The sequence below is a fragment of the Acinetobacter sp. ESBL14 genome, from assembly GCF_036668815.1.
GTDB lineage: Bacteria > Pseudomonadota > Gammaproteobacteria > Pseudomonadales > Moraxellaceae > Acinetobacter > Acinetobacter gyllenbergii.
The window spans coordinates 1,472,680-1,488,791 of sequence record NZ_JAZEVS010000001.1; the positions used below are offsets into that span (position 1 = coordinate 1,472,680).

15 protein-coding genes are annotated in these 16,112 nt (G+C 40.4%); 8 read left to right on the forward strand and 7 right to left on the reverse strand.

Annotated features, from left to right (window positions below):
* From V6E90_RS07265 to V6E90_RS07280, 4 genes are read left to right on the forward strand one after another with little or no spacing between them, the layout of a single operon-like run.
* Nucleotides 1-1,371 carry a phosphatase PAP2/dual specificity phosphatase family protein gene (locus V6E90_RS07265; RefSeq protein WP_332604963.1) on the forward strand — a complete coding sequence of 457 codons (1,371 nt, stop codon included), beginning with the start codon at nucleotides 1-3 and terminating at the stop codon, nucleotides 1,369-1,371.
* On the forward strand, nucleotides 1,368-1,790 hold the full coding sequence (locus V6E90_RS07270; protein ID WP_016540165.1) for a hypothetical protein: 423 nt from the start codon (nucleotides 1,368-1,370) through the stop codon (nucleotides 1,788-1,790). Before V6E90_RS07265 ends, V6E90_RS07270 begins: the two co-directional genes overlap by 4 nt.
* Before the next feature lie 7 nt (nucleotides 1,791-1,797).
* Entirely contained in the window at nucleotides 1,798-2,448 is a 651-nt protein-coding gene (locus V6E90_RS07275) for a lysophospholipid acyltransferase family protein (protein WP_332604964.1), read from the forward strand.
* Nucleotides 2,445-3,389 carry a phosphatidate cytidylyltransferase gene (locus V6E90_RS07280; protein ID WP_278491700.1) on the forward strand — a complete coding sequence of 315 codons (945 nt, stop codon included), beginning with the start codon at nucleotides 2,445-2,447 and terminating at the stop codon, nucleotides 3,387-3,389. Before V6E90_RS07275 ends, V6E90_RS07280 begins: the two co-directional genes overlap by 4 nt.
* Nucleotides 3,390-3,392: 3 nt before the next feature.
* On the opposite strand, the gene V6E90_RS07285 is transcribed toward V6E90_RS07280, so the two are convergent.
* Entirely contained in the window at nucleotides 3,393-4,418 is a 1,026-nt protein-coding gene (locus V6E90_RS07285; protein ID WP_332604965.1) for an AraC family transcriptional regulator, read from the reverse strand.
* 129 nt (nucleotides 4,419-4,547) lie between these two features.
* Here V6E90_RS07285 and V6E90_RS07290 point away from each other — a divergent pair, with 129 nt between their 5' ends.
* Nucleotides 4,548-5,246 carry an NAD(P)H-dependent oxidoreductase gene (locus V6E90_RS07290; RefSeq protein ID WP_332604966.1) on the forward strand — a complete coding sequence of 233 codons (699 nt, stop codon included), beginning with the start codon at nucleotides 4,548-4,550 and terminating at the stop codon, nucleotides 5,244-5,246.
* A 254-nt stretch (nucleotides 5,247-5,500) separates the two neighbouring features.
* On the opposite strand, the gene V6E90_RS07295 is transcribed toward V6E90_RS07290, so the two are convergent.
* Entirely contained in the window at nucleotides 5,501-5,788 is a 288-nt protein-coding gene (locus tag V6E90_RS07295; protein ID WP_016660247.1) for a hypothetical protein, read from the reverse strand.
* Nucleotides 5,789-6,544: 756 nt separating this feature from the next.
* On the opposite strand from V6E90_RS07295, the gene V6E90_RS07300 reads away from it, so the two are divergent.
* Both V6E90_RS07300 and V6E90_RS07305 read left to right on the forward strand, forming a co-directional pair.
* Nucleotides 6,545-6,691, forward strand: a complete 147-nt coding sequence (locus V6E90_RS07300; protein ID WP_023269835.1) for a hypothetical protein — start codon at nucleotides 6,545-6,547, stop codon at nucleotides 6,689-6,691.
* Nucleotides 6,692-6,718: 27 nt separating this feature from the next.
* Entirely contained in the window at nucleotides 6,719-8,947 is a 2,229-nt protein-coding gene (locus tag V6E90_RS07305) for a phosphocholine-specific phospholipase C (protein ID WP_332604967.1), read from the forward strand.
* A gap of 108 nt (nucleotides 8,948-9,055) precedes the next feature.
* On the opposite strand, the gene V6E90_RS07310 is transcribed toward V6E90_RS07305, so the two are convergent.
* Nucleotides 9,056-9,802, reverse strand: coding sequence for a TenA family transcriptional regulator (locus tag V6E90_RS07310; protein ID WP_016540172.1), 747 nt, complete (start codon nucleotides 9,800-9,802; stop codon nucleotides 9,056-9,058).
* A 295-nt stretch (nucleotides 9,803-10,097) separates the two neighbouring features.
* On the opposite strand from V6E90_RS07310, the gene V6E90_RS07315 reads away from it, so the two are divergent.
* Complete coding sequence (locus V6E90_RS07315; RefSeq protein ID WP_016540173.1) at nucleotides 10,098-11,327, forward strand: GGDEF domain-containing protein; 1,230 nt, start codon at nucleotides 10,098-10,100, stop codon at nucleotides 11,325-11,327.
* Nucleotides 11,328-11,434: 107 nt separating this feature from the next.
* Here V6E90_RS07315 and aroC read toward each other — a convergent pair whose 3' ends face one another.
* From aroC to V6E90_RS07335, 4 genes are all read right to left on the reverse strand, one after another.
* A complete protein-coding gene (gene aroC / locus V6E90_RS07320; RefSeq protein WP_332604970.1) occupies nucleotides 11,435-12,526 on the reverse strand; it encodes a chorismate synthase in 1,092 nt (363 codons plus the stop codon).
* 11 nt (nucleotides 12,527-12,537) lie between these two features.
* A complete protein-coding gene (gene prmB, locus V6E90_RS07325) occupies nucleotides 12,538-13,548 on the reverse strand; it encodes a 50S ribosomal protein L3 N(5)-glutamine methyltransferase (RefSeq protein ID WP_005203538.1) in 1,011 nt (336 codons plus the stop codon).
* A 126-nt stretch (nucleotides 13,549-13,674) separates the two neighbouring features.
* On the reverse strand, nucleotides 13,675-14,880 hold the full coding sequence (gene trpB, locus V6E90_RS07330; RefSeq protein WP_332604971.1) for a tryptophan synthase subunit beta: 1,206 nt from the start codon (nucleotides 14,878-14,880) through the stop codon (nucleotides 13,675-13,677).
* A 37-nt stretch (nucleotides 14,881-14,917) separates the two neighbouring features.
* On the reverse strand, nucleotides 14,918-16,105 hold the full coding sequence (locus tag V6E90_RS07335; RefSeq protein ID WP_004653418.1) for a vWA domain-containing protein: 1,188 nt from the start codon (nucleotides 16,103-16,105) through the stop codon (nucleotides 14,918-14,920).
* Nucleotides 16,106-16,112 lie beyond the last annotated feature (7 nt).

Below are 16,112 nucleotides of genomic sequence, written 5' to 3' on the forward strand. Positions count from 1 at the left end.
ATGCAAAATAATATCTTAGATCGTCAACCAGGTACATGGAAATGGGGGCTACTCTGTTTAGTCTTTTTAGCCCCTTTTTTCTTTTTAACCTATGGTTTTGCAAATCAGTACGCATCGAGTTTAGCTCATGTTCCAAGTATCGTTTTCGCTTGGGAACATCACATTCCACTTTGGGCATGGACTATTGTACCTTATTGGTCGATTGATCTTTTCTATGGTTTATCTTTGCTATTATGTTGGAATAAATTTGAATTAAAACAACATTCACTTAGGCTGTTTTTTGCCCAACTTATTTCCATCAGCTGCTTTATCATCTATCCGCTCAAGTTTAGTTTTCAACGAGCCGAGTTAGATGGGTTCTTTGGACTTTGGTTTGATGTGCTCATGGGTTTTGATAAACCCTTTAACCAAGCACCCTCCTTACATATCGTGCTTTTGGTGATTTTGTGGGATTTTTATCGTCGACACATCAAGCCAAGCTACCGTTGGTTGGTTCATGTTTGGTCATTTCTGATCGGGCTCTCTGTTTTAACCACATGGCAGCATCATTTTATTGATATTCCATTGGGTTTACTGGCAGGTGCGCTATGTTTATGGCTATTTCCACTTACAGTGAAAGCACCTTATCAAAAAGATCCATTACAACAACGTACATACAAACATTTAAAATTAGGCTGTTTTTATCTGATAGGCGCCTTACTGTGTCTGATACCTGTATTTTTATTTAAAGGTCCTTGGTTATGGATGTTATATCCAACCATCAGTCTATTGCTAGTTGCATTGGCTTATTTCACGGTTCGACCACACTTTTTTCAAAAACAGCAGAATGGCCGAATGACGGTTGCTGCATACTTACTGTTTGCTCCTTATTTTCTAGTGGCAAGGCTAAATAGTCGATTATGGACTTATCGACACCCTGAAGACTCCCTGATTCTGAACTTAAACGGCGTGGATCTCTATCTGGGTCGTATTCCATCTGCTGAACATAGTAAACAATACAATGCCTTATTTGATTGCTGTGCCGAGTTAGCGGTAAATCAACAGGTGCAACACTATGAAAAATTTAGCACACTTGATTTAATCCCTGTCCAAAGTCAGCAATTATTGGTTGCCGCAGCAGCATTCGATGATTTTATTCAACCTGTAATAGACAGCCATAAACAGCAAAAAATACTAATTTTCTGTGCGCTTGGTTACTCGCGTAGCTGTAGCATATTGATTGCATGGTTATTACAGCAGAATCACGCGACTAGCGTTGAAGACGCCATTGCCTTAATCCAACAATCTCGCCCTTGGATTGTTTTGAGTGAGACGCATATTGCTGAAATTAAAAAATTTCAAGTGCTGCTTACTCAGGAGATACCACAATGAAAATGAATTTTGTTGTAGTAACACGCCTGTTAAAACAGAGTCAGAGTATTTTAAAGTCCGGCTATTTGGTCTTTGTTTTGTCAGTTGTGAGCCTATTTTTATTTTCAAGCATACCAATCTTGATTCCACTTTTACTCGTAAGTGGACTATTGGCGATTCATCATTATTTATTTATTCGAATTGAGTTTGATCGTGGTCTGTTACAGTATATGGTGGACCAACCAGAGGATATAGACCGTCTTACCCAACAACTCGATCAATCACTGTTAAATTTGAAATTGATCCCTGCGAATAAAACTGGCCGTGAATGGTCTGAACGCTTCAAGGGATGTTTGAAATTACTCAAAATACAAATTGCAATCGTGTTGGTACAATATGCTGTATTCATCATACTGTTTTATAAATTAGCGCATAGATGAAAGTTGAATGAAGAAAAATATAATTACGCAATCAATTGCACGTTTTATTGCTTTCCTTACCCGTCGTGGGGCACGGTTATTAACGGGTGCAAGAAGTTTATGGGTCGGCTGTGAACCAGAACTTAAGCAGCGTATCTACTATGCCAACCATAATAGTCATATCGATTTCATTTTATTATGGTCTTCCTTACCCATTCATATACGCAGACAAACTCGCCCAATCGCAGCGTCTGATTATTGGCTGAAAGATGGATTTAGGCGTTTTTTGATTCAAGACACTTTTTCGGGTGTCACCATTCAACGCAATCGTAGCGATCAACAAGATCCCTTACAACCGGTTAAAGATGTTTTGGCGGAAGGCTATTCCATTATTTTCTTCCCTGAAGGAACCCGTAACTTAAATGATGATGTTGAACTCCTTGAGTTCAAAAGTGGACTGTTTCACCTCAGTCAACAATTCCCCGATGTTGAAGTTGTTCCCGTTTGGATTTCAAACTTAAAACGGGTAATGCCCAAAGGTGCATTTATTCCTTTACCACTACTTTCTACTGTTATTTTTGGTGAGCCCTTAGTTTTAGATCAATTCGCAGATAAAGAACAGTTTTTACAACATGCTCAGCAGCAATTATTAAAATTAAAAGAGGCCGAGAATCAATGAGTTTAGACAACTTACAACAAACGTATTTATTGTTTGGCATCTTTGCCGTGATTTTGATTATCGCCTCAAGTATTGGCTTTATCCTCAAACAGAAAGCAGGCATTACCCCTTCCCCAGTGATTGATAACTTAAATGCCCGTATCAATGCTTGGTGGATCATGCTGATTGTCTTGGCAGCCGCCATTCTATTGGGAAAAACTGCTTTTATTGTGCTATTCGGCCTTATTTCGTTTTTTGCACTACGCGAATTTATTAGTTTATTACCAACACGTCGTGGCGACTATCTGCCTTTGCTGATCGCGTTCTACTTTGTTATTCCCTATCAATATTATTTGGTCTATACCAACTGGTACGGACTATTTTCGATTTTCATTCCGTTGTATGTATTCTTACTGATTCCAATTGCCAGTTTAAAGCTAGAAGATACCACACACTTTTTGGAACGCAGCGCCAAAATCCAATGGGGTTTAATGGTGAGCGTATTCTGTATCTCACATGTTCCAGCCCTGTTAAACCTAGATTTACCTCAATTTAAAGGGGAAAAAATTTGGTTAGCAATTTGGCTGATTATGGTGGTTCAAGCCTCAGATGTACTGCAATATGTATGCGGTAAGTTGTTCGGTAAACATAAAGTTGCACCAACCTTATCCCCTTCAAAAACAGTTGAAGGACTGCTAGGTGGCGTCATTTTGGCAACCGCACTGGGTGTGTTGATGTCAGCATTGACCCCATTTACTTACTGGCAAGCAGCGTTGATTGGTTTGATTGTCTGTATTTTTGGTTTCTTTGGTGGACTGGTGATGTCTGCCATCAAACGTGACCGTGGCGTAAAAGATTGGGGACAGCTCATTCAAGGCCATGGCGGTATGTTAGATCGTATCGACTCTATTTGTTTCTCTGCGCCAATCTTCTTCCATATCCTACGCTATTGGTGGAGCTAAGCCTTAAAACGAAGAATGACCAATGCTGACTTCACGATAAAACTTAGGTGTAACATTGGTCCACTTCTTAAATGCCCGTGAAAAATGAGAAATATCGGCATAGCCCAAACGTTCTGCAATCTGTTCAATCGTGAGTTTAGGCTGTTTTAATAAACATTCGGCTTGTTTACGACGTACTTCAGCGACAAGAACTTGAAAAGAAGTTTGTTTACGGCTTAATTGGCGCTGTAAAGTGCGTTCGGAAAGGTGGAGTTTTGTCGCAACCTGTTTTAATGATAAGAAACCCTGATGTTCGTCATAGAGTAACGCTTTGACCTGCGAATCTAAACGGTCTTTTTGATCCCTTTTCAGCGCAAGTTTATGAGCATCTTGTTCACATTGTTGCTTGCTGAGACGTGCTAATAGCGCATCTGCACTCTTTAAGGGAAGTGATAACACCGCTTTGTTAAAGATCAGGCAATCCTTCTCTCCATTAAAGTGCATATTCATTTCATTAAATTTTTGAGTGTTTTTATAAAAATCAGGTTTATCTTGCTGGAACTGAAAACAGATTCCAAGTTTGTCTTGAGCCAAGTTTTCCAAAATTTGTGAAAAGCCTAGAATCAAAAACATCATACCATGTCGATTCAGCTTAAACTTTGGTGATGGCTGATCAAAGTCTAAATACGCCATCTCTCCATCTATCTTCAGTTTGGGTTTAAATACAGAACAATGTAAGCCAATAAATTGCTCTAGTACAGCAATCGCCTCTCCCAGTGTTTCAGAAGCCGTTGCCGCAATCCCCACATGCCCATAACAAGAGACTTTCATGTCTTCGGCTAGATATAAACTAATTGCAGCTTCATTTGTCAATAATGCTGCCCGTTCTAATAAATGATTAAAAATATTAAAGTCGACATACCAAAATGGTGCTGTTAACGTCTGCTTAGAAATTCCTGTACCTGCCAAGAGCTGTTCTGAAGAAATCCCCCTCTTTTGTATAAGATCAACCAAAAGATTGACATAACTTCCGGGTAATTCTGGATTCATTTTCGCTCCATGATTGAAGAATAAATTGGCGTGAAATGGTAAATATTGGCGGTTAATGAACTATGACACCTTTCTTCATTTAAGCATAGTAGAACGATCTGAAAATTCACCGCGATAAGGGATTAAATCATGCATATTTTGATTGTACATGCGCATCCAGAACCATTGTCATTCACTACAGCACTGAAAAATACGGCACAACATACTTTTGAACAGCAAGGTCATAGTGTCGAAGTTTCTGATCTCTATGCCATGAATTTTAATCCTGTTGCCTCAAAGCAGGATTTTGAGAGTTTGAGTCAACCCGATTATTTTAATTATGCACTTGAGCAACGTCATGCCTTTAAACAGCAACACTTGGCACCCGATATCCAAACTGAAATCGAAAAAGTTCAACGTGCTGATCTGGTTATTTTTAGCTTTCCTTTGTATTGGACTTCTGTACCTGCCATCTTGAAAGGTTGGATTGATCGTGTATTCGTATCTGGCTTATTCTACGGTGGTAAACGTTTTTATAATCATGGCGGTATGCGTGGTAAAAAGGCCATGCTGTGTTTAACACTCGGTGGGCGTGATCATATGTTTGGTGAAGGTTCTGTACATGGGCCTTTGGAGCATTATTTATCATCGTTGCAACGCGGTACGCTTGCCTATGTTGGTTTTGACGTTCTCCCTCCATTTGTTGCCTACCATGTCCCTTATATCAGTCAGGAAGATAGACAGAAGATTGTGATTGATTTTGAGCAGTATTTGCAAAATATAGATAATCTACAGCCCTTAGTATTTCCACTACTGGAAAATTTTGACGATAGAATGAATCCGTTATAAGAACAGTAATATAGAAGAAATCAATGGGATCAGACTCTTTCAAAGCATGAAAATCTCTGAGCATTACTGCCAAGGTCTTTCTTAGCTCAGTAGCTGATCCTCCCTTCTTATCTTATTGGAAAAATAAAACCAATTACTCACGAATGAATAATTGGTCAGGGTTTTTACGAAATATTAAAGATTAACCTGTTTGGCATTCCACCCTACAATGATCGAACGAGACAAAACATCGGCTTAAATAATGTGTTGATTAATTAATTTTTAATAAAATATGATAATTCATTTCTTTCCACAATTTGATTCAAGAACTCCTTAATATTATTCAAATTAACACTTGACAACAGAACTAAATTTTTATCATAGAAACAATTGCTGCCAAAATAGTTAGCATTCTCCACACTATAGATTCTTCTCATATCATAAAAATTAAAAATATAAGAATCTTCAAAAATTGTGACATCAATTTCTAAGCATCCTTTAGCTTCATATTCCCAATCATAATCCTGAAAATCATCAGGTGAGTTAATAGTATAGTTTTCCATTAGTTTCATCTCACACATTTCATTTGAGAACACAAATACATATATTGCTGAGGAGTTAAAAAAGTTCCAGGAGTAGGAAGAATTTCAAAATGTTTTGGATCTGAACCTCTTTGAAAAATTCCTAATCCTACTGGAAGAGTCTTCGGATCAACCTTATGTGGGGTCATTCCCTTTGAAATTAGACTACTAGAATTATCAAATAATGACACCCCTCGTGCATAAGGATCGCTTCCATTCTTTACAAAACCATTAACATCTATTTTGAAATCACTAGGTCGTGGAGTAAAATTGTGTATTTTTTCATTTTTATCTCCTTTATTTGATTTTAAAATTGCTTAAAATCTGCACGATTATACTAGAGGAGTCTGTCTAAAAATTAACAATTGCGACATGAAATAGTGTCTATCCATGCATATTTTTATTGTAAATAGTGACTGAAATCTAAAAATTAAAAGGAAAAATATATTATATAAAGACATATATTCAGAATGGTTGCTTAATGACATTGCTGCACTGAGACATTCGTTGTTTCCATCTTCAAAGTCACTTCAAAGATAAATGATAAATATCAATTAATTAATAAAAAACCTATACCATTTCTACATGATATGAGATCCAAATCTTCCTGAAATAGTCTAGCTCTCTTTTGGTCAATCTTGCTTTTTCTCTCATTTTTATATGAATCTTCATATAAATGAAACGGTGCTGTCATAAGCGCTGTCTAGTGTGTTGACATCTTTAATATGGATGAAGCAGATGTTGAAAAAGATGAAACGATGGCTCTCATGTCTTTATGTTGTTCCCATGCTATTGGCACTCACCGCGTGTAATGATTCAAATAACGATCAGGCCGCAGCGAAACCTGATGATGCCAAAAAACCAGTCATGCGCTGTGCGCCATAAACATAAAGAATAATAAGAGGAAATCGCGTGATTAATCGTCGTCAATTTTTAGCAAACACACTTAAAACAGGTTTTGGTGCTGCCGCTTTAACAACTTTTCCAGCAAGTATTCAAAAAGCGTTAGCAATTCCAGCCAACAATAAAACAGGAACCATCCAAGATGTTGAGCATGTGGTGATCCTCATGCAGGAAAACCGCTCATTTGACCATTATTTTGGAACTTTAAAAGGTGTACGTGGTTTTGCTGATCGCCTGACCATTCCTTTACTCAATGGTCGTACAGTTTGGCAACAACAACGTAGTAATGGCGCGTTATTAACCCCCTTTCATTTAGATGGTTCTAGTAATAATGCGCAACGTGCGCCCGGCACCAACCATACTTGGATAGATAGCCAAAAAGCATGGGATAATGGCCGTATGTCTAACTGGCCAACCTATAAAACAGACTATGCGATGGGTTATTTCAAGGAACAGGAAATTCCTTACCAATTCGCTTTAGCCAATGCGTTTACCATTTGTGATGCATATCATTGTTCTATGCATACAGGCACAGACGCCAATCGCTCATTTCATCTCACAGGCACCAATGGTGCAGTGCCAACCAGTACCGCATTTGTCAATAATGAATGGGACTGGATTGATGGCGATCCGAAAACGGTTGATGTCGGTTATACATGGAAAACCTATGCGGAACGTCTAGAAGAAGCGGGAATCAACTGGATTTGTTATCAAAATATGCCTGATGAATGGGGCGATAACATGTTAGGTGCATTCCGCACGTTTAGAAAGGCCAATATCGATTCTGGTTTTCCTGTTTCGAGTGGTGGTGCACCCAATAGTCCTTATAACAAGGCTGCACAAACACTGCCATACAAAGCTTATGATGCAACAACAGACAATGCTAAAAATCCACTTTATAAAGGCGTTGCCAATACTTTACCCGGCAATAAACCAGAAGAATTTTTAGATGCATTTAAAAATGATATCAAAACTGGAAAATTGCCACAGGTGTCTTGGATCAATGCCCCTTCCATTTACTGTGAACATCCTGGCCCATCTAGCCCAGTACAAGGCTCTTGGTTTATTCAGGAAATACTGGATGCCTTAACAGCCGTCCCTGAGGTGTGGAGCAAAACCGTATTCCTGATCAATTTTGATGAAAATGATGGTTATTTTGACCATGTTCCATCACCATCAGCACCGACATTGCAAGCGGATAATACTTATGCAGGTAAATCAACGCTCAGCCAAGCAGATATGCGCCATGAATATTATGTACATGACGCACCACTAGGCAGTACCAGCCAACCCCAAAAAGACAATGGTGTTTATGGCCCTGGCCCTCGTGTTCCACTCTTTGTAATTTCACCTTGGAGTCGTGGGGGGATTGTTAACTCTCAAGTATTTGACCATACCTCAGTGTTGATGTTCCTTGAAAAACGTTTTGGCGTTAAAGAAAGCAATATCAGTCCTTATCGTCGTGCAATTTGTGGAGATCTCACTTCTGCATTTAACTTTAAAACCCCCAATGAAGATGCACTACCAACACTAAATGGCAAACAAACCCGTGAACAAGCCGATCAACTTCGTCATGCACAACAACAATTACCCAATGTGCCTATTCCAAGCAATTTGCAAATGCCAATCCAAGCCAGTGGTATCCGTCGTTCTAAAGCACTGCCTTATGAACTACATACCAGTGCACGTTGCCAAAATGATGGGACTGTCAAGCTGTTGTTCTCAAATACAGGAACACAAGGTGCTGTCTTTCATGTCTATGACAAATTAAATTTAAGTCGAGTTCCGCGCCGTTACATTGTCGAAGCCGGAAAAAGCCTAGATGATGTATGGAATGTGCAAAAAGACAATCAAGGCTTATATGATCTCTGGGTGATGGGGCCGAATGGTTTTCATCGACATTTCAAGGGTGATCTGAATCGTAATCAAGATCTGCAAATCAATGCTGAGATTCGTGTTTGCTATGATATTGCCAATGGCAATGTATATGTCGACCTCAAAAACTCAGGGACGAAGGATATTGAATTGGTGATTAGCCCCGTGGTTTATCGCACGGATGCTCCACTGAAAGTAACCGTGAAAGCAGGACAAAGCTTCACCCAGCACTGGGATTTGGATGAGACAGGTCAATGGTATGACTTCGCTGTGACCTGTACACAGGAAGCCAAGTTCTATCGTCGTTTTGCTGGACGAGTTGAAACAGGTGAAGATTCTGTGAGTGACCCTGCAATGGTTTAAGGATTAACACTGTATAATGACTTTCACCTCCTCGGATTTGAGTATAACCGAGGAGGTTTTTGTTTTTCAGTATGAATCAGCTTTTGTCCAAACTGAATACTCAAGCGTTCAGTTCTTATGCTGTAACTTATAGCATTCATCTAAGGCAAGTTCATAATATTCCAAACCTTCTTTTGCGGCCAAGAATGCTTTTCTTTGCTGCTCAGGGTCTTTATCACATAAGCGCTTAATCAGCTCCATCGCTTCATAAGGATGTAAATCATCATAATGTGCATGTGCTCTTAACCATGCTAAAGAACGCTTATTGATGTTTACTTCAGGATGTTGCGTATAGGTTTGAATCCCTTTGTACACTTGAATCGTCCAATCCCCTGTGGCCCATTCAATCGCAAGATTAGTTGCTGCAATACTTTCAGCCAAACTTCCGCGAAAATTAACATCCCAAAGAAAGTGATTAACCGCATTCATCGCAACAGGTGGCTTCACATTATTCAACATTTCAACTGTCAGACCAAAGCCCCCCGCCCAGTCCTGATACCAGTTTAAATGTCGCTCTTCTACCTTGATGTTTTGAATCAACCAATCTCTGGTTTCAGTCACGCCATCAAGTGAAAAAGCAGTTGCTTTGGCCAAAGACCCTGCCATATAAGAAGGAAAATGTGCAACCAAAGGATAGAAGTTCAATAAGGCTGAACGAAAACATTCAAGACTTAAACAACCATTGGCCATATCTAAGAATAACGGATGTTTGCTGACCCGCTCTTTTGAGGGTAATAATTCTTCCCAGAATCGTTGAGCCCAACCCGAATGAGGTGTAATTTCTAATTTTGTTCCATATTGATTCATAGCAGTCATTGCGATGCATCCTATTTCGTATGACTTAATCCAACCATGTACCATGATTGCTGCTTTTTTATAAATTGTATCCTAATACCGTAAAGATACAATCGTTTGTGATTTAGTTTGTAACAGTTTTTATTTCTTGAATCTAATTTAAACTTGAATCATTATATTAGGCAATGGCTCTTATATAAAAATTAATATTTTTTTATAATCTAATACACATTCTATTTAAATCAGTGTAACGTAGTAAAAAAATAATCCCTATTTTGACATTTATAAGAACATTTTGGGAGTGGTGAGAGATAAGATGAAGTTGAAAGCTTCCAATATTTTGGGACAAGAACAAATCGACTTGTTAATTTCTCGCGGGCTAAATTTAGTTTGGTTTCCTAAAGAATTAGAAGTGATCTATCGAGATCAGTATAGAAATGAGGCTGCGCATGAGTTCCGCTATCGCGCCCCTATTATTTTAGGTTTATATCTATTTCTAAGCTTCGGTATCTATCAGGTCTTGCCTATAGACCTACGTATTACTTGGATGGCAACCTACGGTTGGGTAGGTATCATCATTACATTGGCATGGTTACTCTCGTTCCTGCCCATCATGAACAAGTGGTTTGATCACTACGTGTGTATTGGTTCAACGGGTGCTGTGGCAATTTCTTTCACCATCATTAACGTATTGGAGCAAGGTCAGAACAATGTCTTGTTCCATGCTGCCATGATGTATGCCGTAGTGATCATCTACGGCTTTGTTGGAATGCGCTTCTATACCGCGATCATTGCGGGCTGGGTTGGTGGTTTGATTGGTATTGCAGCCAGTACTTGGCTCAGTGGTGCGATTGATTGGACCTTCTTAAACCGAACCTATACCTTCAGCAGTTTTCTGGGTATGGCTCTTGCTTATGCCACTGACCGACAGCATCGTGAGAACTATCTACAGAACTGTATGATTGAGCTCAATCGTTTGGAGCTCATGCGACAAGCACAACAGTTGTCTATTTTATCCCAGCAAGATGCTTTAACAGGTCTCGCCAACCGGCGCTATCTGGATGAAGTACTTGAGAATGAATGGAAACGTGCAACTCGCCATGAGATGCCGATTACCATCATGATGATTGATATCGACTTCTTTAAGCTCTACAACGATACCTTAGGACATATTCAGGGAGATCAATGCTTGCGACGGATTGCAATTATGTTGGGCTCAATTGCCTCACGTAGTGGTGATCTGGCGGCGCGTTATGGAGGCGAAGAGTTTTTATTACTTTTTGCGATGACAGATCGTGATCAAGCAATTACACAGGTACAAAGATTGATGGAATTGGTACGTAATATCGGAATTCTGCATCCACGCAGCAATGTATCAAAACATGTGACCATTAGTGTAGGCGTTGCCACTATGGTTCCGAGTATGGGTGATAGTCTTTCAGAATTTATTGCACAAGCAGATCATGCATTATATATCGCGAAAAGTAATGGTCGGAATCAGTATCATATTGCAACATCAGATAATATCGTTTCTGAAGCTTTATAATTTCTTGATCATGATTAAATGAATATTAAACTAATATTTAATTAAATTTTTTAAAATGTGATACAAGCCGCAGATATAATAAATTATATGTGCGGCTTAATATTTTATTATGGTTCGATTGGTTTAAATGGTGCAATCACATCTGCATTTTGTGCACGATGTCTTAAGAAATGGTCCATCAATACAATCGCCAACATCGCTTCAGCAATTGGTGTTGCACGTACACCCACACACGGATCATGACGGCCTTTGGTCAATACATCGGTATTTTCTCGCTCAATCGTAATGGTTTTACCTGGTGTGGTAATACTTGCAGTTGGTTTCAACGCAATCGCCACACGAATGCTTTGACCGCTTGAGATTCCACCTAAGATACCACCTGCATGATTAGCAAGGAATCCATCTGTCGTCAGTTCATCACGAGTTTCATGGCCAAATTGTCCTGCTACAGCAAAACCATCACCAATCTCAACGCCTTTAACCGCATTGATACTCATCATGGCATGGGCAATATCTGCATCTAAACGATCAAATACAGGCTCACCCCAACCCACGGGCACTTTCTCAGCAAGAATTTCTAGCTTAGCGCCACAACTGGTTCCTTGCTCACGTAAAGCGGTTACGAGTTGCTCGAAACGAGGAACCGCATCCACATCACCGCAGAAAAATGGATTGTTTGGTACTTCTGCCCAATCCAGTTTTTCAGCGACTTCATTGCCAATTTGTGTGACATGTCCACGAATATCAATACCAAATTTTTCAGCAAGATATTTCTTAGCAATTGCACCTGCCGCAACACGCATCGCCGTTTCACGGGCGCTCGAACGACCGCCACCACGATAGTCACGGAAACCGTATTTCTGAGTGTAAGTGTAATCCGCATGGCCTGGACGGAAAGTTTGAGCGATATTGCCGTAGTCTTTTGATTTCTGATCCGTATTACGGATCAATAAACCAATCGATGTTCCTGTGGTTTTACCTTCAAAAACACCCGAGATAATTTCAACTTGATCTGGTTCTTTACGTTGCGTTGCAAACTTCGAAGTTCCCGGTTTACGGCGATCTAAATCTTTTTGCAGATCGGCTTCACAAAGCTCAAGACCAGGCGGCACGCCATCGACAATCGCCATCAAGCCTGCACCATGTGACTCACCACAAGTCGTTACTCGAAACAGTTGCCCAATACTATTCCCTGCCATGCTTTAACCCCTTAGTTTTGAACTGATTGCTGAAATACTTCTTTATAACGACGGCATTGTTCAGCAGTTAAAGCAAAAATACCAGAACCGCCTTTTTGGAAAGTTAACCAATGGAAGTCAACTGTATTGAAGTTCTGACGCATTGCCCACTCAGAATTCCCCACCTCAATCACGATCAAGCCATCTTCAGTTAAATAATCAGCGGCTTGAGCTAACATCTTGCGGACTAGATCTAAGCCATCTTGACCTGCAGCCAGTGCAAGTTCAGGTTCATGCAAGAATTCTTCTGGTAAATCAGCCATATCTTCTGCATCCACATAGGGTGGATTACTGACGATTAGGTCATATTGATTTTCAGCAGGAATTTTTGAGAATAAGTCGGATTCAAGCAACGCAACTTGGTACTGCTTATCGTGATGCTCAGTGTTGATAGAAGCCACTTCCAACGCTTCTTTTGAAATATCAGTCGCGTCGACTTCTGATTCTGGAAAAGCATAAGCCAATGCAATCGCAATACAACCTGACCCCGTACACATATCTAAAATACGTTGTGGTGTTTTTGGATTGTTATTTTCAGGCAAATTGTTTAATGCTTCCAGCATACGTCCATTTTCATCTAGGCAGTATGGCGCAAAACGTTGTTCAATTAACTCAGCAATCGGTGAACGTGGAATCAAGACACGCTCATCTACATAGAACGGCTTATTGAAGAAATAAGCCAAGTTCAATAAATACGAAGTAGGAATACGATCATTGATACGACGTTCTAACAAGCTCAAAAATTCTGCTTTTTCGCTTGGTAAAAGTTTGGCATCCAAAATTTCAGCATCTGCTTTCCATTCAAGTGATAGCGTTTGCAGTACCAGAGCAGAACTCTCTGCAAAATAATCTTGAGTACCTTGACCTAAGTGTGCGTCATATTGACGAAGTGCGGTTACCCCAAAACGAACAAAATCTCGAATGGTTACTAGGTTTTCAGCCGCCTCTTGTAAATGTTCAGGGCTGATTGTAGGTCGCTCCACTTAGGCGTCTCCAAAAGTGCTAATTGCAAAACGCTTTATTCTAACGGGATTAAGGTTGATTTAACAATAAAAAAACCGCCTCTCTACACGAAGCGGTCTATTAACCTTGAGATATTCAACAAGAACTTATAGGCCTAGCTTTTCTGCCACATAATCCGAGTCTTTATCGCCACGTCCAGAAAGATTGACCACGATCTTAATACCTTTATCCAACTTAGGCGCTTCACGTAACGCCCAAGCTACCGCATGCGAACTTTCCAAAGCTGGGACAATACCTTCTACCCGTGAAAGTGTCATAAAGGCATCCAAACATTCCTGATCCGTCGCCGTTTCATATTGCACACGACCAAGCTCTTTCAGGAAACTATGTTGTGGCCCAACACCCGGATAATCCAAGCCCGAAGCAATCGAATGCACTGGCAACGGCTCACCGTTGTCATCTTCCAGCACATAGCACGCCATACCATGAATCTGCCCAGGCTTGCCCAAGGTCAAAGTGGCTGAGTGTTTGTCGGTATCTAGGCCATGACCCGCAGGTTCTACACCCACCAATTGAACTTCTGGCGTATTTAAAAATGTGGTGAATGCACCAATCGCATTTGAGCCACCACCGACACAGGCAACCACATAATCTGGATTCTGTCCAAAGCGTTCATTAGCTTGAATTTTGATTTCATTGCCAATAATTGATTGAAAGTCCCGTACCATTTTCGGGAAAGGATGTGGTCCAACCACCGAGCCAATCGCATAGATATAGTTTTTAGGATCTTTTAAATATTCTTCAAAAGCACTATCCACCGCATCTTTTAAGGTCGCTGTGCCTTGAGTCACTGAAACCAGTTTCGCACCCAAGATTTTCATCTTCACGACATTCGGATGTTCTTTTTCAATATCGACTTGACCCATGTGGATTTCACATGGGATACCGACCAATGCACAAGCCGTTGCCAAAGCCACGCCGTGTTGCCCCGCACCCGTCTCGGCAATGACTTTGCGCTTGCCCATATATTTCGCAAGCAAAGCTTCACCCAGACAGTGATTAATCTTATGCGCCCCCGTATGGTTCAGGTCTTCGCGTTTGAGATAAATCTGTGCTCCACCCAATTGATCAGACAAACGCTTGGCATGAAACAATGGGCTTGGACGACCAACATAGTTTTTGAATAAGTCATTCAGCTCATCCTGAAACTCAGCGGTATGACGAATCTCTTCATAGGCCTTATTAATTTCATCCATTGCTTCTTTTAAATGTGGTGGAATGAACTGACCACCAAAATTGCCAAAGAAACCTGCTTCATTTGGCAAAGCAACGCCATTAATTTGATGTTCCATGTCTTTTCCTGTTCTTATAAAGTCTTAATATAAAATTTTAACGCGATAGGTAGCGTGTCATATCCTCAAGACCTTTTAGGGTCATTGGAAACATGTGATTCTCAAAAATTTCTTTAATCCAGTTAATGGTCTGGGTGTAATGCCAATAACCCTCCATTTCAGGGTTCAACCAAGCGGTTTTATCAAAGTGCTGACGTAAACGTCTAAGCCACACTTCGCCCGACTCTTCATTCATATATTCAACTGAACCACCCGCAGATTTTAGTTCATATGGCGCCATACTGGCATCACCCACCACGATGACCCGATAATCACGTCCATAAGTATGGAATAGATCCCATGTATTCATACGGGTTGAACTACGGCGATGGTTATCCTTCCACACATGGTCATATAGACAGTTATGGAAGTAGAAGTATTCGAGGGTTTTAAACTCTGATTTAGCCGCACTAAATAGCTTTTCACACTCAGCGATATATGCATCCATCGAACCACCGACATCAAACAGCATGAGCACTTTAATCCGGTTACGACGCTCAGGGACCAACTGTACATCCAAAATCCCTTGTTTGGCTGTCTCACGAATGGTGCCATCGACATCGAGCTCTTCAGCAGCGCCTTGGCGGGCAAATTTACGCAAACGGCGTAAGGCAATTTGCATCTGACGGGTTCCCAAAACCTGATCATCATCTAGATTTTGGTATTTACGTTGTTCCCAAACTTTAACCGCTGAACGTTTACGCCCTGGCCCACCAATACGAACACCTTCTGGATGATCACCAAACGCACCAAAAGGTGAAGTTCCCCCAGTGCCAATCATGCGATTGCCACCCTGATGTTTTTTATGCTGTTCACGTAAGCGTTCTTCCAGCATTTTCATCAGCTCTTCGAGAGAACCTGCCTTTTGTAGCTCAGCACGTTGTTCAGGCGTAAGATGTTTCTCTAATAGCTCAAGATCAAACCAGTCTTTGGGTAGCTTATGAACTTGTTTTAGCAATTCATCTAAATCAAAAGTTTCGATGCCATCAAAATAATCTTTCATGGCACGATCAAACTTATCAAAAAAGCGCTCATCTTTGACTAAAACAGTTTTAGCCAATTGATAGAACTGTTCCTGATCTGCAAATACAAGACCTGACGCGACCGCCTGATTAAGATCAATGAGCTCACGTGTTGTTACAGGCACGCCATATTTGCGTAAGGTGTAAAACAGTCGCACAAACATTTTTAAA